Origin of the sequence: Streptomyces sp. MMG1121 (assembly GCF_001280015.1) — a bacterium.
In the GTDB taxonomy this organism is placed as follows: domain Bacteria; phylum Actinomycetota; class Actinomycetes; order Streptomycetales; family Streptomycetaceae; genus Streptomyces.
In genome coordinates, this window is sequence record NZ_LGDV01000013.1 from 148,237 (window position 1) to 166,453 (window position 18,217).

The following is an 18,217-nucleotide window of genomic DNA, read 5'->3' on the forward strand; positions in this document are numbered from 1 at the left end:
GGATCCGCCGCCGTGGCCGATCGCCGTCGCGACGCGGGAGACTAGGCGGTCACCTGCGTGCGCAGCAGTGTCTGCAGACGGGTCGTGCGGGGCTTGGCCAGGGCTTCCGCCACCGCCTTCGGCAGGGCCTGCTCCACCCCGTGGACCACGGACAGATGCCGCTCCGCCCGGCCGAACGCCGTGTACACCCACGGTCTGCTGAGCGCCTGTGCCGCGTCGCCGGGCAGCACCACGACCGCCGCCGGCCAGCGGGTGCCCACCGCCTGGTGCGCGGTCAGTGCCCAGCCGTGCCGTACGGTGCCCTCCACTCGCTCGCGCGGTACGACGACGGGGGCTTCCGCGCAGGTCAGGTGCAGTCCGTCGGCGTCGGCCCGCACCACCACGCCCGGCACCGTGCGGCCCGAGGCGGGGGTGTAGGCGATCCGGTCGCCGGGGTCGAAGCCGCCGAAGCGGCCGGGGCCCGGGTTGAGGCGCTCCTTCAGGGCGGCGTTGAGGGCGCGGGTGCCCGCGGCACCGCCGTGCCCCGGGGTGATCACCACGGTCTGGTCGGCGGGGACTCCGATCGCCCGCGGTACCGAGTCCGCGACCAACTGGACCGTGCGGTGCACGGCCTCGCCCGCGTCCCGCACCGGGACGATGACGATCTCCTTGCCGGGGGCCGCTACCTGGTTCAGCTCGCCGATGCCGATGCCGGAGACCAGCTCGCCGATCGGGCCCGGGTCGGGCACGCGGGAGGCGAACTGGGGGCAGGCGCGGGCGGCGAGCAGATCGGCGAAGACCCGGCCGGGACCGGCCGACCACAGCACCGCCGGGTCACCGCTGAGCACCAGCCGGGCCCCGTCCGGCAGCGACTCGACCAGCATCGCGGCGCTCTCCACGTCGAGCTGCGGCGCGTCCAGCACGATCAGCAGATCCAGTTCCAGGGCGCCGTCCGCGTCCCGGCCCGGGCCCTCGGTGCCGGACAGCAGACCGGTCACCGTGCCCACACCGCGCTCCGCGCCGTCCGGGCCCGGCAGCGCGGCCAGGCGCCGGCTGCCGTCGAGCGTGTGGCAGACGGCGAACGCCCGCAGACCGGCGGCGCGGGCGGCGTCGAGCAACGCGGCCGGTTCGGCGCGGGCCGCCTCCCCGCCGGTGTGCAGCACCAGGCCGTGCCCGGCGACCTCGCGGACCAGCTCGGCCGCACCGGCCAAGGCCGCGTCGTCGGAGACCGCGCCGGCGGCTTCCCGCCAGGCCTCCTCGGCCTCCTTGGACAGCGAGTTGACCAGCCGGGCCAGGCCGTCGGCGAGGCTCTCCTCGGCCAGTGCGTAGCGCTCCAGGCCGACCAGGACGCGGACCGGCCGCTCCTCCTCGTCGCCCTCTTCCGCTGCCTCCTGCGGGGCGGCGGCCGCCGATTCCTCCAAGGCGTCCTGGAACGCCAGGGCCTCGGCCTCGGCGAGTGTGCTCTGCACCGCCGCGTCCGGATCGGGCACGCCCTGCCGGCCCAGCGCCGTGCTGAGCGTGGACAGTTCCAGCGCGGTGTGCCCGGCCAGGGCGGCCTGTTCCAGCAGCCAGACGGTCACCGCGCGGCCCCGGCGCTCGTCGTCCGGGCCGCAGCCGGCGCCGAGGAGCGCCCGTGCGAACCCGTCGGCCTGGTCGGGCCGTACGCCGCCGATCCGCAGCAGCTGCCAGGGGTCCTCGCGCAGAGCGGTGTCGGCGCCCTCGCCGAGCGCCGCCGCGACCTGGGAGGCGAGGGCCTCGGGCGCGCCGCCCTCCGCCAGCACCGGGCGGACGGCCTCGACGGTCTCCGGCGCGGGTGCGCCGGGTGCGACGGCAGCCGGGGCCGGGGTGGGCCGTGGATGGTGCACCGGCTCCGGGGCCGGGCGGCGCGGAACGGGCGCGGGTTCGGCGAAGGCCGTGGCCGCCGGCTGCTCGCCCCCCTCCACGGCCCGGATCGCCGCGAGCAGGTCGGCCGCCTTGCCGCTGAGCTTGGCGCCGCTCTCGATCGGCCCCTTCTTCTCCGCCTTGCGCCGCTCGATCCGCTCCCGCTCGGCCCGCTGCGCGGCCAACTCGGCCTCCGCCTCGGACAACTGGGCCCCGCCGCCTTCGGCGCCGCCCGAGCCGTCGGTTCCGCCGTCCGCGCCTGTGGCTCCGCCCGCGTCTCCGGTTCCGCGGTCCGCGCCTGCGGCTCCGGTTCCGCCGTCGCCGCCTTCGGCTCCGCCCGTGTCCTTGCCGTCGCCGCCCGAGCCTTCGCCACCGCCGGGGCCGGTCTCGTCCCCGGCCTGCGTCTCGCCTGCGTCGGCCGTGTGGTCCTGAGCCTGCGCCCCGCCACCGCCGAAGCCGCTCTCGCCCTGGGAACGCGTCCCGCCACCGCCGGGGCCGGTCTCCTCCCCGGCCTGCGTCTCGCTCGCGTCGGCCGCCTGGTCCTGAGCCCGTGCTTCGCCCCCGCCCTCGGCCGCGCTCGCGCCGGTGTCGTTCGCAGGGCTCGTGCCGGGCGCGGTTTCCCCGCCCGGGGTCTCGGGTGTGTCCGGCGTCCCCGGCCCGGCTTTCTCCGTGGTCTCCGGCTCCGTGCTCACAGCGTGCTCCAGTCGTGATCGGGATAGCGGTGCACGGGCGCCGACACATCGTCGAGAGCCCGGCAGATCTCGTCAGGAAGACTAAGGGCCTCCACTGACAATGCCGCCGTGAGCTGCTGCGCGTTGCGCGTGCCGACGATCGGGGCGGCCACGCCGGGCCGGTCCCGGACCCAGGCGAGGGCCACCTGGAGCGGGGTCACGGCGAGCCCGTCGGCGGCCGTCGTCACCGCGTCCACGATCCGGGCGGCCGTGTCGTCGAGGTACGGCTCGACGAAGGGTGCCAGATGCTCGGAGGCACCGCGCGAGTCCGGGGGAGTGGCGTGCCGGTACTTGCCGGTCAGCACGCCCCGGCCGAGCGGCGAGGAGGGCAGCAGGCCCACGCCGAGGTCGAGCGCGGCGGGCAGCACCTCGCGCTCGGCGCCGCGCTGGAGCAGCGAGTACTCCAGCTGCGTGCCGGCCAGCCGGGTCCGGGTGCCGGGCGCCGCGAGCTGCCAGGTGGCCGCCTTGGCGAGCTGCCAGCCGCAGAAGTTGGACACGCCGGCGTAGCGGGCGCGGCCGCTGCTCACCGCTATGTCGAGGGCCTGGAGCGTCTCCTCCAGCGGGGTCTGCGGGTCGTAGGCGTGGACGTGCCACAGGTCGACGTAGTCCGTGCCCAGGCGGGCGAGGGAGGCGTCGAGGGCGGCGAGCAGATGGCCGCGGGAGCCGTCGAAGCGGCGGTCGGGGTCCGGGACGCTGCCCGCCTTGGTGGAGATCACCAGGTCCCGGCGCGGCACCAAACCTTCCATCAACTGCCCGAGCAGATACTCCGCTTCCCCGTCGCCGTACACGTCGGCCGTGTCGACGAGCGTTCCGCCGGCTTCCCAGAACGCCTTCAGCATGTCCGCGGCGTCGTGCTGGTCGGTGTCCCGGCCCCAGGTGAGGGTGCCGAGTCCGATTCGGGACACGCGCAGGCCGGTACGGCCGAGATGCCTCTGCTCCATGTCCGCGAGATTACTGGCCAGAACTGCGCCGTGGGTGGCCTGTGGATAACTCTGCGGGCCCGTCCCGGACACGGTCCCGGACACGGCTGCGGACACGGCACCTGACACTGCCCGGGACGCGTGATCCCGGCCCCTATCCTGATCACGCCCTGCCCCCGGACCCCACCCCCGCGCTAAGGTCGCCACCACAGCGACGTTACTCACGGGTAAGGGGAATCGGCCATGCAGCTCGGGATCAACCTCGGCTACTGGGGTGCCGGAATGGACGGGGACAATCTGGCCGTGGCCCAGGAGGCCGACCGGCTGGGCTTCTCCGTGTGCTGGGCCGCCGAGGCGTACGGCTCGGACGCGGCCACGGTGCTCAGCTGGGTCGCCGCCCAGACCGAGCGCATCGACGTCGGCTCGGCCATCTTCCAGATTCCGGCCCGGCAGCCCGCGATGACGGCGATGACCGCGGCCACGCTGGACTCGCTCTCCGGCGGCCGTTTCCGGCTCGGCCTCGGTGTCTCCGGACCGCAGGTCTCCGAGGGCTGGTACGGCGTCAAGTTCGACAAGCCGCTGGCACGCACGCGTGAGTACGTGGAGATCGTGCGCAAGGCGATGACGCGGGAGCGGCTGTCGTACGAGGGCGAGCACTGGACACTGCCGCTGCCGGGCGGGCCGGGCAAGCCGATCAAGCTGACCGTGCACCCGCAGCGCGAGCACATCCCGCTGTACATCGCCGCGATCGGCCCGAAGAACCTGGAGCAGACCGGCGAGATCGCCGACGGCGCGCTGCTGATCTTCCCCTCCGCCGAGCATCTGGAGGAGACCACCCTCAAGTACCTGCGCGCGGGGCGTGAGAAGGCGGGCAGGACCCTCGACGGGTTCGACGTCTGCCCGACCCTGCCGCTGGCCGTCGGCGACGACAAGGACGTGGCCCGGCTCGCCGACACCTTCCGCCCCTACACCGCGCTGTACGTGGGCGGCATGGGCAGTGCCAAGCAGAACTTCTACAACCAGCTCGCGCGGCGCATGGGGTACGAGAAGCAGGCCGCCGAGATCCAGGAGAAGTACCTGTCCGGCGACAAGCAGGGCGCCGCGGCCGCGGTCCCGCAGGACCTCATCGACAAGACGACACTGCTCGGCTCCGTCGACCGCATCGCCGACCGGATGAAGGCCTACGCCGCCGCCGGGGTCACCACCCTCAGCCTCGCCCCCGCCGGCTTCACGCTCGAGGAGCGGCTCGCCTCCCTGCGGGCCGGCAGCGACGCCCTGGAGCGCGCCGGACTGGCATAGAGGGCTTCAGCGGCCGTGGTGGGGGCTCGGGGGTCCTCCCCGCCACGGCCGTCATCGGGAACAACGCGCCGGGTGCCGCACGGTTACGACCCCGGTGTTCCTTCTTTCGGCCGATCGGCCCACGCCCGTGTTGCGGCTCCTCTCCAGCCGCATTTGACTCGGTCTTTGCGGAATGTCGCTGAAGAACGCTGCGTGTCGCGCAACGCTGCGGAATCTTGCGGAGAGGTGGCGTCGATGCTTTCGGCCAGGAGTCTGTTCCAGGAGATCCTCGACCACGACGAGTCCTTCCGGCTCTTCTGCTCCATCGCCGCCGGCGGGGAGTCCCAGGGCGGCTGGGAGAACGGACGGATCGCCACTCTGGTGCCGCGCAGCGAAAGCGCCCTGGCCCCGAAGATCGCCCGCCACGGAGCCGACGAGGACAAGCACGGACGCATCTTCGACGCCCTGATGCGAAAGCGCGGGCTCACCCCCGTCGCCGTACCGCCCGAGACCGACTACACGATGCTCCTGGAGCGCCGCGGCATCGGGCTCGCCCACGACAAGCTCCGCCGCGACGAGCCGCTCTGCGTGCGGGACATCATCGTCTACCTCTGCCACAGCCGCGTCACCGAGCAGCGCGCCGCCGACCAGATGGTCATGCTCCGCAGGTACTTCGCCGACGATCCCGAGGTCGGCAGGGCCGTCCGCATGATCTCCGCCGACGAGGACAACCACCTCGCCTACACCCACGAGGAACTGCTGCGGTTCGCCGCCGCCGGGCACGGCCGGCTGATCCAGCGCACCCTGCGCGCGTGCGCGATCGCGGAGATCCGCGTCTACCGGGACGTCAGCCTCTCCGTGATGGCCCACATGGGCCGCGTCCTGGGCTGGTCCCGCGTCAAGTACGCGCTGCTCGCGGCCGGTATCCACGCGACGTACGGCTATGAGCGCCTCGCCGGCTGGCGCCGCATGGTCGGTCTGCGCATGCCCGAGCACCGCGACGCCCTCGGCGGACCCGCCACCCCCGCGGCCGAGTTCGGGTAGCCGGGCCTCACAGCCAGCCGCGGCGCTTGAACAGGCCGTACAGCAGCACCTCCAGGGCGGCCATCAGCAGGATCACGGCCGGGTACGACCACAGCCAGTGCAGCTCCGGCATGTGATCGAAGTTCATGCCGTAGATCCCCGCGATCATCGTCGGGACCGCGGCCATCGCCGCCCACGCGGAGATCTTCCGCATGTCGTCGTTCTGCCGCACGCTCATCTGCGCCAGATGTGCCGAGAGGACGTCGGACACCAGGCGGTCCAGTGCCTCCACGGACTCGTTCACGCGCAGCAGATGGTCGCCCACGTCCCGGAAGAAGGGCCGCGCCTTGTCGTTCACGAAGGGCAGTCCGGTGCCGAGCGGCCCGGTGCCGGCCAGCCGGGTCAGCGGCACCATCAGGGGGCCGGTGGCCCGGCGGAACTCCAGGACCTGCCGTTTGAAGGTGTAGATCCGCGACGCGGTGTGGCGCGAGCCGCCGCGCTCCGGCAGGAACACCTCCGTCTCCAGCTCCTCCAGGTCGGCCTGGAGCTCCGTCGCCACCTCCAGATAGTGGTCGACGGTGGCGTCGGCGATCGCGTACAGCACGGCGGTGGGGCCCTTGTCGAGCATCTCCGGCTCCTCCTCCAGCCGGTGCCGTACGGCGGCCAGCGGGGAGCCCTCGCCGTGGCGGACGGTCACCACGAAGCAGTGGCCGGTGAAGACCATGACCTCGCCGGCCGAGACGGTGTCGCTCTCGGGCTCGTAGACGACCGGCTTCAGCACCATGAACAGCGAGTCGTCGTACACCTCCAGCTTCGGTCGCTGATGTGCCTTGAGCGCGTCCTCGACCGCCAGCGGATGCAGCCCGAACTCCCGCGTGACCAGGTCGAACTCGCGCTCCGACGGCTCGTACAGACCGATCCAGACGAACCCGCCCGCCGCCCGCGCCTCGTCGAGCGCGTCGGACAGGTCCTCCGGGCCCTCGGTGCGGTGCCCGTGCCGGTAGATGGCGCAGTCGACGATCACGGAGCGCATTCTCCCTCCGCCCGCCCAGCGGCGCACGTGCTGATACGCCTACCCTGGGCCGCATGCCCACGCTGATCCTCGTAAGGCACGGACGTTCCACCGCCAACACCTCCGGCGTGCTCGCCGGGTGGACGCCAGGCGTCGCCCTGGACGAGCGGGGCGCCGCGCAGGCCGCCGCGCTGCCCGCGCGGCTCGCGGGCCTGCCGCTCTCCGAGGTCGTCACCAGCCCGCTGCAACGCTGCCAGGAGACCCTGCGGCCGCTGCTGGAGGCCCGCCCGGAGCTGCGTGTCCACACCGACGAGCGGATCGGGGAGTGCCACTACGGCGACTGGTCCGGCCGCAAGCTCGCCGAGCTGAAGGACGAGCCGCTGATGGAGGTCGTCCAGGCGCATCCGTCGGCCGCCGCGTTCCCCGGGGGCGAGTCCCTGCGGGCCATGCAGACCCGCGCCGCCGAGGCCGTACGTGAGTGGAACGGGCGCGTGGAGCGCGATCACGGCGCCGACGCCGTCTACCTCATGTGCTCGCACGGTGACATCATCAAGTCCCTGGTCGCCGACGCCCTCGGGCTCCATCTCGACCTCTTCCAGCGGATCTCCGTGGAGCCCTGCTCCGTCACCGCGATCCGCTACACGCGGCTGCGCCCGTATCTCGTCCGCCTCGGCGACACCGGGGACTTCGCCTCTCTCGCCCCGCGCGAGGAGACCGGCGAGGAGGTCCGCGAGGGCGACGCACCGGTCGGGGGTGGTGCGGGCGCACCGTGATCGTCGGCCGCAGTAGGGTGAAGCGATCCACCACCGTCGCGTACCCGCGTGGCCAGCACCGTTGAAGCTCTCGAACCCCATGGAGATCAGGACGTGTCCCGTCAGGTGTTCCTCTACGACCCGCCGGACCGCTTCGTCGCCGGCACGGTCGGACTGCCCGGACGCCGTACGTTCTTCCTCCAGGCCACGGCAGGCTCCCGGGTGACCAGCGTGGCACTGGAGAAGACCCAGGTCGCCGCGCTCGCCGAGCGCATGGACGAACTGCTCGACGAGGTCGTGCGGCGCAGCGGCGGCAGCGCGGCCGTCCCCGCCGTCACGCCCTCCGAGATCGCCGACACCGCCCCCCTGGACGCCCCCGTCGAGGAGGAGTTCCGCGTCGGCACCATGGCGCTGGCCTGGGACGGCGAGGAACAGCGCATGATCGTCGAGGCGCAGGCCCTCGTGGAGCTGGACGCCGACACCGACGAGGACCTCGCCGAGGCCGAGGAGCGATTGCTCCAGGACGAGGAGAACGGGCCCCCGATGCTGCGGGTCCGGCTGACCGGCGCGCAGGCCAGGGCCTTCGCCAAGCGCGCCCTCGACGTCGTCAACGCCGGGCGGCCGCCGTGTCCGCTGTGCAGCCTCCCGCTCGATCCGGAAGGACACGTATGCCCGCGCCAGAACGGATACCGCCGCGGAGCGTGACGGTCCCCGGCACGGCCGATGCCGAGCTGCTCGCCCACGGTGAGCTGACCGTACGCGGCCGGATCCGGGAGGCGTCGAACGCCGCGCTGTTCTGCACGGTGGCCGACGACGGCCGGGAAGCCTCCTGTGTGTACAAGCCGGTGGCCGGCGAGCGCCCGCTGTGGGACTTCCCCGACGGCACCCTGGCGGGCCGCGAGGTGGCCGCCTACGAGGTCTCCGAGGCCACCGGCTGGGGGCTCGTCCCGCCCACCGTGCTGCGCGACGGGCCGTACGGCGAGGGCATGTGCCAGCTGTGGATCGACGTCCAGGCCGAGGAGGAGCTGCTCGCCCTGGTCGACGCCGAGGAGCCGGAGCCGGGCTGGAAGGCGATCGGCCTCGCCGACGTCGGCGAGGGCCGCACCGCGCTGCTCGTGCACGCCGACGACGTGCGGCTGCGCCGGCTCTCCGTCCTCGACGCGGTGATCAACAACGCCGACCGCAAGGGCGGCCATCTGCTGCCCACCGCCGGCGGCCGGCTGTACGGCATCGACCACGGCGTCACCTTCAACGTCGAGAACAAGCTGCGCACGCTGCTGTGGGGCTGGGCCGGGGAGCCGCTGACCCCCGAGGCCGTCGAGGTCCTGGAGGGCCTGCGGGAGGGCCTCACCGGCCCGCTGGGCGAGCGGCTGGCCCCGCTGATCACCCCGGCCGAGATCGACGCCACACGCGCGCGTGTCGAGACGTTGCTCACCACGGGCGTGCACCCGGAGCCGAGCGGGGAGTGGCCGGCGATCCCGTGGCCGCCGGTGTGAGCACACCGGCCGTGAAGATGCAAGAGGGCACAACCGGCCATCCGGCCCGATCCCGTTCGTATACGCAGCTCGCGGCCGGTTAGGCTCATGTACATGCATGCCTGGCCCGCTTCCGAGGTCCCCGCCCTGCCTGGTCAGGGCCGCGACCTGAGGATCCACGACACCGCGACCGGCGGCCTCGTCACCCTCGACCCCGGTCCCGTCGCCCGTATCTACGTCTGCGGCATCACGCCGTACGACGCGACCCACATCGGTCACGCGGCGACCTACAACGCGTTCGACCTCGTTCAGCGCGTGTGGCTCGACACCAAGCGGCAGGTCCACTACGTCCAGAACGTCACCGACGTCGACGATCCGCTGCTGGAGCGCGCGGAGCGGGACGGTGTCGACTGGGTCTCCCTCGCCGAGAAGGAGACGGCCCTCTTCCGCGAGGACATGACCGCCCTGCGGATGCTCCCGCCGCAGCACTACATAGGCGCCGTCGAGGCGATACCCGGCATCGTCCCGCTCGTGGAGCGGCTGCGCGACCTCGGCGCGGCCTACGAGCTGGAGGGCGACATCTACTTCTCCGTCGAGTCCGACCCGAACTTCGGCAAGGTCTCGAACCTCGACGCGGCCGCGATGCGGCTGCTGTCCGCCGAGCGCGGCGGCGACCCGGACCGCCCGGGCAAGAAGAACCCGCTCGACCCGATGCTGTGGATGGCGGCCCGCGAGGGCGAGCCCAGCTGGGAGGGCGGCTCGCTCGGCCGGGGCCGGCCCGGCTGGCACATCGAGTGCGTGGCCATCGCCCTCGACCACCTCGGCATGGGCTTCGACGTCCAGGGCGGCGGCTCCGACCTCGCCTTCCCGCACCACGAGATGGGCGCCTCGCACGCCCAGGTGCTCACCGGCGAGTTCCCCATGGCCAAGGCGTACGTGCACGCCGGCATGGTCGCGCTGCACGGCCAGAAGATGTCGAAGTCCAAGGGCAACCTGGTCTTCGTCTCGAAGCTGCGCCGCGACGGCGTCGACCCGGCCGCGATCCGGCTGGCGCTGCTCGCCCACCACTACCGTGCCGACTGGGAGTGGACCGACCAGGTCCTGCGGGACGCCGTGGCCCGCCTCGACCGCTGGCGTGCGGCCGTCTCCCGGCCCGACGGCCCGTCCGCCGACGCGCTCGTCGAGGAGATCCGCGACGCCCTCGCGCACGACCTGGACGCCCCCGCCGCACTCGTCGCCGTGGACCGCTGGGCGGCCCGCCAGGAGCAGGAGGGCGGCACCGACACCGGTGCGCCCGGACTGGTGACACGGGCGGCGGACGCGCTGCTGGGCGTGGCGCTCTAGCCCGGCCCGGCGGCCGCGCCGCACGTCGAAGGGGCGGTACGCATCGCGCGTACCGCCCCTTTCCGCTACTCCTCCGAGTCGTCCCCGTCGTCGCCCGTCGCATCGCCGGAGGCGTCCGGTTTCGGCGGTTTCGGCGGCCGCGGCTTCCCGCTCGGGTTGTCCCGCAGCCACGGCCCGGTGTCCGAGCCGTCCGCCGTCGCGTGCCCGCCCGGAGGGGGAGGGCTGCCGTCCCGGCGCCGCAGATACCGCTCGAACTCGCGGGCGATCGCCTCGCCCGACGCCTCCGGCAGCTCCGCGGTGTCCCGGGCCTCCTCCAGCGTCTGCACGTACTCGGCGACCTCGCTGTCCTCGGCGGCCAGCTGGTCCACGCCCACCTGCCAGGCCCGCGCGTCCTCGGGCAGCTCACCCTGCGGGATCCGCAGGTCCAGCAGGTCCTCCAGGCGGTTGAGCAGCGCCAGTGTGGCCTTCGGATTGGGCGGCTGGGAGACGTAGTGCGGTACGGCCGCCCACAGCGACACCGCCGGGACGCCCGCGTGCGTGCACGCCTCCTGCAGGACGCCGACGATGCCCGTCGGGCCCTCGTACTTGGTCTCCTCCAGGTCCATCCGCTCGGCCAGGTCCGGGTCGGACGTGACCCCGCTGACCGGCACCGGACGTGTGTGCGGGGTGTCACCGAGCAGGGCGCCCAGGATGACCACCAGCTCCACGCCCAGCTCGTGCGCGAAGCCGAGCAGCTCGTTGCAGAACGAGCGCCAGCGCATGGACGGTTCGATGCCGCGGACCAGCACCAGATCGCGCGGCTTGTCGCCGCCGACGCGGACCACCGAGAGCCGGGTCGTCGGCCACGTGATCTTGCGCACGCCGCCGTCCATGAACACCGTGGGGCGGTTCACCTGGAAGTCGTAGTAGTCCTCGGCGTCCAGCGCCGCGAACACCTCGCCCTTCCACTCGCGTTCCAGATGCGCGACCGCCGTGGAGGCGGCGTCGCCGGCATCGTTCCAGCCCTCGAACGCGGCCACCATGACTGGGTCGATCAGCTCGGGAACCCCCTCCAGCTCGATCACCCAGTGCCTCCTTCCGACGTGCCCTCGCTTGACTCACCAACCTTACGGCGTCCGGCGGGGGCGCCCGCAGCCCCCTTGCACGGGGGAGTGAACGGATCACTGCCCCGATCGCCTGTGCGGAACACCCCCGGTCGGCCCACACCTCACAGCGTGCTGCGCAACCAGTGCTCCACGCTCGCGATGTGCACGGTCGCCCAGGAACGGGCCGCCTCCGCGTCCCGGTCGCGCAGCGCGGCCAGGATCGCCCGGTGCTCGCGCAGCGTGCGGCCGACCGCGTCCTCCTGGGTGAGGCCCCGCCAGATCCGGGCCCGCGTGGTCGGTCCCGACAGACCGTCGAGCAGCGAGCACAGCACCGAGTTGCCCGCGCCGCGCACGATGCCGCGATGGAACTCCAGGTCGGCCGCGACCAGTTCCTCGACCGAGGGCTCGGCGCCCAGCGCGTCCAACTGGGCGGACAGTGCGTCCAGTTGCCGTTCACCGATCCGGAAGGCCGCCATCGCCGTCGCGGCCGGCTCCAGGATCCGGCGCACCGCGAGGAACTCCAGCACGGTGTCGTCGCGGTGGAAGTCCACGACGAAACTCATCGCCTCCAGCAGCAGTTGCGGGTCGAGGCTGGTGACGTACGTGCCGTCGCCCTGGCGGACGTCCAGGATCCGGATCAGCGACAGGGCTCGTACGGCCTCCCGCAGCGAATTGCGGGACAGGCCGAGTTCGGCGGCCAGTTCGCTCTCCTTGGGCAGCCGGTCGCCGGGGCGCAGCGCACCGGAGACGATCATGTCCTTGATCTTCTCGATCGCCTCGTCGGTGACTGCCATGACCGGCCTCCTGTCGCCCGCGCAGTGAGCAAAGACATCGGATGTCTCAGCACATTATGCGGGCCTGCCCTGTGCGGAGTTGCGGGCCGGTGAAAGGGGCGGCCCCACCACCGGTGGAGCCGCCCCTTTCACCCGGGCCGGGTCACTTCTTGTCGAGCAGGTCCTGCACCTTGGCCCGGACGTCGTCCGTGGCCAGACCCCGGATCGTCAGCGTCGTACGCCGGCGCAGCACGTCGTCCGGCGTCTCGGCCCACTCGTGGTCACGGGCCCAGACGACCTGCGCCCAGATCTCCGGGGCGTCCGGGTGGACGCGCTCGGCCAGCTCGGGGTGCTCGTTCGCCATCCGGGCGATGTCGAAGGCCAGCGAACCGTAGTGCGTGGCCAGGTGCTTGGCGGTGTCGGCGGCCATGCGCGGGCCCGGCGCCGGGTGGTCCACCAGCAGACGGTGCGCCACCGCGCGCGGGTTGGCGACACCGGGCAGCGGCAGCTTCTTCGGCAGCGAGGAGATCGGCTCGAAGTCGTCGCCGAGCGGGTGACCCGGCAGCGCCTCCAGCTTCTGCATGATCGTACGGCCGATGTGCCGGAAGGTGGTCCACTTGCCGCCCGCGACGGACAGCATGCCGCCCTTGCCTTCCGTGACCACCGTCTCGCGCTTGGCCTTCGCCGTGTCACCGGGACCGCCCGGCAGCACCCGCAGACCGGCGAAGGAGTACGTGATCAGGTCACGGGACAGCTGCTGGTCCCGGACGGAGAACGCGGCCTCGTCCAGGATCTGGGCTATGTCCTTGTCGTTGACCGCGACGTCCGCCGGGTCGCCCTCGTACTCCTCGTCGGTGGTGCCGAGCAGCAGCATGTCCTCCCAGGGGAGGGCGAAGGTGATGCGGTACTTGTCGATGGGGGTGGCGAGCGCGGCCTTCCACGGAGACGTCCGCTTCAGGACCAGGTGCGCGCCCTTCGACAGGCGGATGGACGGCGCCGCGTTCGGGTCCTCCAGCTTGCGCAGGTGGTCGACCCAGGGGCCGGTCGCGTTGAGGACGAGACGGGCGCTGATGCCGAACTCGTCGCCGGACGTGCGGTCCTTCAGCTCGGCACCCGTCACCCGGCCCTTGGTGAAGCGCAGGCCGGTGACCTCGGCGTGGTTGAGGACGACGGCGCCCGCCTCGACGGCCGCGCGGACCGTCATCAGCGCCATGCGCGCGTCGTTCATCTGGTCGTCGCCGTACACGGCCACGGCCTTGAGGTTCTCGGTGCGCAACTCGGGCACGTCCTGCGCCGCCCGGGCGGGGGAGAGCAGGTGGCCGACGCCGTCGCCGAACGCGGAGAGCGCGGAGTAGGCGAAGACGCCCGCGCCGAGCTTCGCCGCGCCGTGCGGCCCGCCCTTGTACACGGGGAGGTAGAAGGTGAGCGGGTTCGCCAGGTGGGGGGCCACCTGACGGGAGACCGCACGGCGCTCGAAGTGGTTCTCCGCCACCAGCTTCACCGCGCCGGTCTGCAGGTAGCGCAGACCGCCGTGGAGCAGCTTGGAGGAGGCGGAGGAGGTGGCGCCGGCGAAGTCGCCGGCGTCGACCAGAGCCACCCTCAGGCCGGACTGCGCGGCATGCCAGGCGGTGGAGATGCCCAGGATGCCGCCGCCGATCACCAGAAGGTCGTACGACGCCTTGGAGAGCTGCTCCCGGGTCTCGGCGCGGCTCGGGCTTACACCGGAGGCCGGGCGGGTCCCGAGGGCAGGCACGGACTGCAGGGTGGACTGACTGGTCATGTCGGGTACTTACTCCTCGTCAGAGCTGCAGGAGCTCAGCTCAGCTCTCGTCCTCGATCCAGCCCATGGACCGGTCGACGGCCTTGAGCCAGTTCTTGTACTCACGGTCGCGGGTCTCCGCGTCCATGCGGGGGGTCCACTCGGCGGCCCGGCGCCAGTTGGCGCGCAGTTCGTCGGTGCTGGACCAGAAGCCGACGGCCAGGCCGGCGGCGTAGGCGGCGCCGAGGCAGGTGGTCTCCGCGACCATCGGGCGCACCACGGGCGCGTCCAGGACGTCGGAGAGCGTCTGCATCAGCAGATTGTTCGCGGTCATGCCACCGTCGACCTTGAGCGCGACCAGTTCGTCGCCGGAGTCCTTGACCATGGCGTCGGCGATCTCCCGGGTCTGCCAGGCGGTGGCCTCCAGGACGGCGCGCGCGAGGTGCGCCTTGGTGACGTACCGGGTCAGACCGGCGATCACACCGCGGGCGTCGGAACGCCAGTGCGGGGCGAACAGGCCCGAGAAGGCCGGCACGAAGTAGGCACCGCCGTTGTCCTCGACCGAGAGCGCGAGCGTCTCGATCTCGGCGGCGGTGGAGATGAGGCCCATCTGGTCGCGCATCCACTGCACCAGCGAGCCGGTGACGGCGATCGAGCCCTCCAGGGCGTACACCGTCGGCTGGTCGCCGATCTTGTAGCCGACGGTGGTCAGCAGACCGGCGTAGGAGTTGATGATCTTGGAGCCGGTGTTCATCACCATGAACGTGCCGGTGCCGTAGGTCGACTTGGTCTCGCCCTCGGAGAAACAGGTCTGGCCGAACAGGGCCGCCTGCTGGTCGCCGAGCGCGGAGGCGACCGGGATGCCGCCGAGCAGGTCGCCGAGCTTGCCGCCGGTGACCTCGCCGTAGACCTCGGCGGAGGAGCGGATCTCGGGCAGGATCTGCAGCGGCACGCCGATCGACTCGGCGATCTTCTCGTCCCACTCCATGGTGTGGAGGTTCATCAGCATGGTGCGGGAGGCGTTGGTGACGTCGGTGACGTGCTTGCCGCCGTTCGCACCGCCGGTCAGGTTCCAGATGACCCAGGTGTCCATGGTGCCGAAGAGGATGTCCCCGGCCTCGGCGCGCTCCTTGAGGCCCTCGACGTTGTCGAGCAGCCAGCGGGCCTTGGGGCCGGCGAAGTAGGAGGCCAGCGGCAGGCCGGTCTCGCGGCGGAAGCGGTCCTGGCCGACGTTGCGGCCCAGCTCCCGGCACAGGGAGTCGGTGCGGGTGTCCTGCCAGACGATGGCGTTGTGGACGGGCTCACCGGTGTTCTTGTCCCACAGCACGGTCGTCTCGCGCTGGTTGGTGATACCGATGGCCTTGATGTCGTCCCGGGTGATGCCGGCCTTGGCGATGGCTCCGGCGACGACTTCCTGGACGTTGGTCCAGATCTCGTTGGCGTTGTGCTCGACCCAGCCCGGCTTCGGGAAGATCTGCTCGTGCTCCTTCTGGTCGACGGAGACGATACGGCCGTCCTTGTCGAAGACGATGCAGCGCGAGGAGGTGGTGCCCTGGTCGATCGCGGCGATGAACGGGCCTGCGGTGTGGGCGTCGGTCACTGTGTGCTCCTGGAAGATCCGTGGTGATGGGGCTGTACGTACGGCGCGTGCTGGAAGACCGTGTGCTTCTTAAGCGAATGCGACGTTGTAGATGCCTGCAGCGATGGCGCCGCCGATCAGCGGACCGACCACCGGGATCCAGGCGTAGCTCCAGTCGGAACGGCCCTTGTTGGGCAGGGGCAGCAGGGCGTGCACGATGCGCGGGCCCAGGTCACGGGCGGGGTTGATCGCGTAGCCCGTGGGGCCGCCGAGGGAGAGACCGATCGACACCACCACGAGTGCGGTGATCAGACCGCCGAGGACGCCGAGGCCGTTGCCCTTGTCGTTCAGGCCCTGCGTGAGGACCGCCAGGATCAGCACGACCGTGCCGATGATCTCCGTGGCGAGGTTCTGCGCCACGTTCCGGATCTCCGGACCGGTGGAGAAGATACCGAGGACCGGGCCGGCGCCCTGCTCCTCGGCCTCGACCGCCTTGGCCGTCGTGGCCTGGGCGCCCGGACCGCCGACGATCTCCTTGTCGGTGAGGTGGGCGTGGAACTGGCCGTAGTAGGCGACCCACACCAGGGTCGCGCCGATCATCGCGCCGAGCAGCTGGCCGGCGAGATAGACCGGGACGTTGTTCCAGTCGCTGTTCTTGATGGCCAGGGCGATGGTGACGGCCGGGTTGAGGTGTGCACCGGAGAGAGGTCCGGAGATGTACACGGCCGTCATGACGGCGAAGCCCCACCCGAAGGCGATGGCGAGCCAACCGGCGTTACGGGCCTTGGAGGCCTTCAGCGTGACAGCCGCGCAGACGCCGCCGCCGAGCAGGATGAGTATGGCGGTACCGATGGTCTCGCCGATGAAGATGTCGGAGCTGGACACCCGCGACTCCTTTGTCCTTCGTCCAGGGGTAGCCGAACCCCGGGTCCCTCCGGGAGTTCTGGCGCGCCCTCGGGGGTGAGAGCGATGCCGGCCCTTGGCGTTGTCACACTCTAGCGCGTATTGCCGGTAGGTGTTCGACAATGCCGACCGATGGACGGGAGTCTGCTTCGGCGTTACGCGGGCGTCAAGGGTTCTGTTATTGAAAACAGGATCGTTATTGATCGCTGCCGGATATCACTCTTCGCGCGTTGACGTAGGCACTCGCCCTAAATGTCCATTTCAGGGTAGGGCGAGAACCGGAACGCCGCCCGGCGTCCCGGTCAACTCCCCCTAGGGCGTGCGGCGCTCAGAACCGGCCCGCGCCGAGGTCCCTGGACACCGCGCGGGCGCAGTCGCGCACCGCCGCGATCAGCTCGGGGCGCAGTTCCCCGTCCCGGCACAACCGCTCCACGGCGCCGGTGATGCCGACCGCGCCCACGGGCATCCGGCGCCGGTCGTGGATGGGCGCGGCGATGGACGCCACTCCCTCCCAGGTCTCCTCCACGTCGGCCGCGTACCCACGCGCGCGCGTGATGTCGAGGAGGTGCTCGAAGTCGGCGTGGTCGCACACCGTGCGGTCCGTGAAGGCCTTCCGCTCGGTGTCCAGCGCCTCGCTGTGCGCCACCGGGTCGTAAGCCGAGATCACCTTGCCCAGCGCCGTGGAGTGCAGCGGCTGCATGGCGCCGATCTCCAGCACCTGTCGGCTGTCGTCCGGCCTGAAGACGTGGTGCACGATCAGTACGCCCTGCTGGTGCAGGACTCCCAGGTGCACGCTCTCCCCGCTGGAACGGGCCAGGTCGTCGGTCCACACCAGGGCCCGCGCCCGCAGTTCGTGCACGTCCAGATAGGTGGTGCCCAGCCGCAGCAGCTCCGCGCCCAGCTGATAGCGCCCCGAGGTGTCGTCCTGCTCCACGAACCCCTCCTGCTGGAGGGTGCGCAGAATGCCGTGGGCCGTGCCCTTGGCGAGGCCCAGCGACGAGGCGATGTCCGACAGGCCCAGCCTGCGCTCGCCGCCCGCGAGCAGCCGCAGCATCGCGGCCGCCCGTTCGAGCGACTGGATGTTCCGTGCCATCGCCGTCCTGCCTCCGTCCCCTTCGACTGTCGACGAACGCGGGCGTGCCGTCCTCGGTGCCGACTGCCGTCGCGCACCGTCGTACGTCTTGCTACCCAGCGTTCGGCAATGTCGAACACTACCGGTCCATGTCGACCTCCCGCTAATGGTCGGTCGACACCTGTTACATCACACGTGGCCCGAGCGTGATAGCGAGGGCCCCCGCGTCCGCCTCGTGGACGCCGCTGCCCATCAAAGCCGACTCCCGGTTACGCTGACGCCGTGCGGCATTCCCGCCTGTCCGGGGAAAAGCCGCATAGCCGACAGCCGTCGCATCTAGGGAGTCCCTCCATGGCCTCGTCGCCACCGTTTCCTTCCGCCGACAGCCGGACCCGTGTGTCCGCGCTCCGTGAGGCCCTCGCCAGTCGTGTGGTGGTCGCCGACGGGGCGATGGGCACGATGCTCCAGGCGCAGGACCCGACGCTGGAGGACTTCCAGCAGCTTGAGGGCTGCAACGAGATCCTCAACCTGACGCGTCCGGACATCGTGCGTTCGGTGCACGAGGCGTACTTCGCGGTGGGTGTCGACTGTGTCGAGACCAACACGTTCGGGGCCAATCACTCCGCGCTCGGTGAGTACGACATCCCGGAG

General features: G+C 71.8%; 16 protein-coding genes. 7 read left to right on the top strand and 9 right to left on the bottom strand.

What is annotated here, in order from left to right:
- Positions 1–41 precede the first annotated feature (41 nt).
- Both ADK64_RS03810 and ADK64_RS03815 read right to left on the bottom strand, forming a co-directional pair.
- The gene (locus ADK64_RS03810) at positions 42–2,552 is read right to left on the bottom strand and encodes a helix-hairpin-helix domain-containing protein (protein WP_053654754.1); all 2,511 of its coding nucleotides are present in this window, start codon (positions 2,550–2,552) and stop codon (positions 42–44) included.
- Positions 2,549–3,532 (bottom strand): aldo/keto reductase, encoded by a 984-nt coding sequence (locus ADK64_RS03815; RefSeq protein WP_053654756.1) that lies wholly within the window; start codon positions 3,530–3,532, stop codon positions 2,549–2,551. Before ADK64_RS03815 ends, ADK64_RS03810 begins: the two co-directional genes overlap by 4 nt.
- 222 nt (positions 3,533–3,754) lie before the next feature.
- On the opposite strand from ADK64_RS03815, the gene ADK64_RS03820 reads away from it, so the two are divergent.
- Both ADK64_RS03820 and ADK64_RS03825 read left to right on the top strand, forming a co-directional pair.
- Positions 3,755–4,810: an LLM class F420-dependent oxidoreductase gene (locus ADK64_RS03820; protein ID WP_053654757.1), complete on the top strand. Its 1,056-nt coding sequence runs from the start codon at positions 3,755–3,757 to the stop codon at positions 4,808–4,810.
- Between the two features lie 234 nt (positions 4,811–5,044).
- Entirely contained in the window at positions 5,045–5,833 is a 789-nt protein-coding gene (locus tag ADK64_RS03825; protein WP_053654759.1) for a hypothetical protein, read from the top strand.
- A 7-nt stretch (positions 5,834–5,840) separates the two neighbouring features.
- On the opposite strand, the gene corA is transcribed toward ADK64_RS03825, so the two are convergent.
- A complete protein-coding gene (corA, locus tag ADK64_RS03830; RefSeq protein WP_053654802.1) occupies positions 5,841–6,836 on the bottom strand; it encodes a magnesium/cobalt transporter CorA in 996 nt (331 codons plus the stop codon).
- A gap of 62 nt (positions 6,837–6,898) precedes the next feature.
- Between corA and ADK64_RS03835 the strand changes: the two genes are divergently transcribed.
- The 4 genes from ADK64_RS03835 (at position 6,899) to mshC (ending at position 10,395) form a co-directional block, all read left to right on the top strand.
- The gene (locus ADK64_RS03835) at positions 6,899–7,597 is read left to right on the top strand and encodes a histidine phosphatase family protein (protein WP_053654761.1); all 699 of its coding nucleotides are present in this window, start codon (positions 6,899–6,901) and stop codon (positions 7,595–7,597) included.
- A gap of 93 nt (positions 7,598–7,690) precedes the next feature.
- Positions 7,691–8,281, top strand: a complete 591-nt coding sequence (locus ADK64_RS03840; RefSeq protein WP_053654763.1) for a DUF3090 domain-containing protein — start codon at positions 7,691–7,693, stop codon at positions 8,279–8,281.
- Positions 8,245–9,072, top strand: coding sequence for an SCO1664 family protein (locus tag ADK64_RS03845; protein WP_053654765.1), 828 nt, complete (start codon positions 8,245–8,247; stop codon positions 9,070–9,072). The genes ADK64_RS03840 and ADK64_RS03845 overlap by 37 nt, the downstream gene beginning before the upstream one ends.
- A gap of 93 nt (positions 9,073–9,165) precedes the next feature.
- The gene (mshC, locus tag ADK64_RS03850) at positions 9,166–10,395 is read left to right on the top strand and encodes a cysteine--1-D-myo-inosityl 2-amino-2-deoxy-alpha-D-glucopyranoside ligase (protein ID WP_053654804.1); all 1,230 of its coding nucleotides are present in this window, start codon (positions 9,166–9,168) and stop codon (positions 10,393–10,395) included.
- Positions 10,396–10,460: 65 nt separating this feature from the next.
- On the opposite strand, the gene ADK64_RS03855 is transcribed toward mshC, so the two are convergent.
- The 6 genes from ADK64_RS03855 to ADK64_RS03880 all read right to left on the bottom strand — a co-directional run bounded on the left by ADK64_RS03855 (position 10,461) and on the right by ADK64_RS03880 (position 17,587).
- Positions 10,461–11,459, bottom strand: a complete 999-nt coding sequence (locus ADK64_RS03855; RefSeq protein WP_053654767.1) for a PAC2 family protein — start codon at positions 11,457–11,459, stop codon at positions 10,461–10,463.
- Between the two features lie 143 nt (positions 11,460–11,602).
- Complete coding sequence (locus ADK64_RS03860; protein ID WP_053654768.1) at positions 11,603–12,274, bottom strand: FadR/GntR family transcriptional regulator; 672 nt, start codon at positions 12,272–12,274, stop codon at positions 11,603–11,605.
- A 142-nt stretch (positions 12,275–12,416) separates the two neighbouring features.
- Positions 12,417–14,033, bottom strand: a complete 1,617-nt coding sequence (locus ADK64_RS03865) for a glycerol-3-phosphate dehydrogenase/oxidase (RefSeq protein WP_053654771.1) — start codon at positions 14,031–14,033, stop codon at positions 12,417–12,419.
- A 40-nt stretch (positions 14,034–14,073) separates the two neighbouring features.
- Positions 14,074–15,612 (bottom strand): glycerol kinase GlpK, encoded by a 1,539-nt coding sequence (glpK, locus tag ADK64_RS03870; RefSeq protein WP_053654773.1) that lies wholly within the window; start codon positions 15,610–15,612, stop codon positions 14,074–14,076.
- 69 nt (positions 15,613–15,681) lie between these two features.
- Positions 15,682–16,476, bottom strand: a complete 795-nt coding sequence (locus ADK64_RS03875) for an MIP/aquaporin family protein (protein WP_053654775.1) — start codon at positions 16,474–16,476, stop codon at positions 15,682–15,684.
- Between the two features lie 346 nt (positions 16,477–16,822).
- On the bottom strand, positions 16,823–17,587 hold the full coding sequence (locus ADK64_RS03880) for an IclR family transcriptional regulator (protein ID WP_053654777.1): 765 nt from the start codon (positions 17,585–17,587) through the stop codon (positions 16,823–16,825).
- Between the two features lie 330 nt (positions 17,588–17,917).
- Here ADK64_RS03880 and ADK64_RS03885 point away from each other — a divergent pair.
- Positions 17,918–18,217: homocysteine S-methyltransferase family protein (locus tag ADK64_RS03885; RefSeq protein WP_159046154.1), on the top strand; the 300-nt coding region annotated here is incomplete at its 3' end.

Coding starts and splice junctions, on each gene's coding strand:
- ADK64_RS03815 (WP_053654756.1), bottom strand. CDS start 3,532: ATGGAGCAGAGGCATCTCGGCCGTACCGGCCTGCGCGTGTCCCGAATC.
- ADK64_RS03820 (WP_053654757.1), top strand. CDS start 3,755: ATGCAGCTCGGGATCAACCTCGGCTACTGGGGTGCCGGAATGGACGGG.
- ADK64_RS03825 (WP_053654759.1), top strand. CDS start 5,045: ATGCTTTCGGCCAGGAGTCTGTTCCAGGAGATCCTCGACCACGACGAG.
- ADK64_RS03835 (WP_053654761.1), top strand. CDS start 6,899: ATGCCCACGCTGATCCTCGTAAGGCACGGACGTTCCACCGCCAACACC.
- ADK64_RS03845 (WP_053654765.1), top strand. CDS start 8,245: ATGCCCGCGCCAGAACGGATACCGCCGCGGAGCGTGACGGTCCCCGGC.
- mshC (WP_053654804.1), top strand. CDS start 9,166: ATGCATGCCTGGCCCGCTTCCGAGGTCCCCGCCCTGCCTGGTCAGGGC.
- ADK64_RS03860 (WP_053654768.1), bottom strand. CDS start 12,274: ATGGCAGTCACCGACGAGGCGATCGAGAAGATCAAGGACATGATCGTC.
- ADK64_RS03865 (WP_053654771.1), bottom strand. CDS start 14,033: ATGACCAGTCAGTCCACCCTGCAGTCCGTGCCTGCCCTCGGGACCCGC.
- ADK64_RS03880 (WP_053654777.1), bottom strand. CDS start 17,587: ATGGCACGGAACATCCAGTCGCTCGAACGGGCGGCCGCGATGCTGCGG.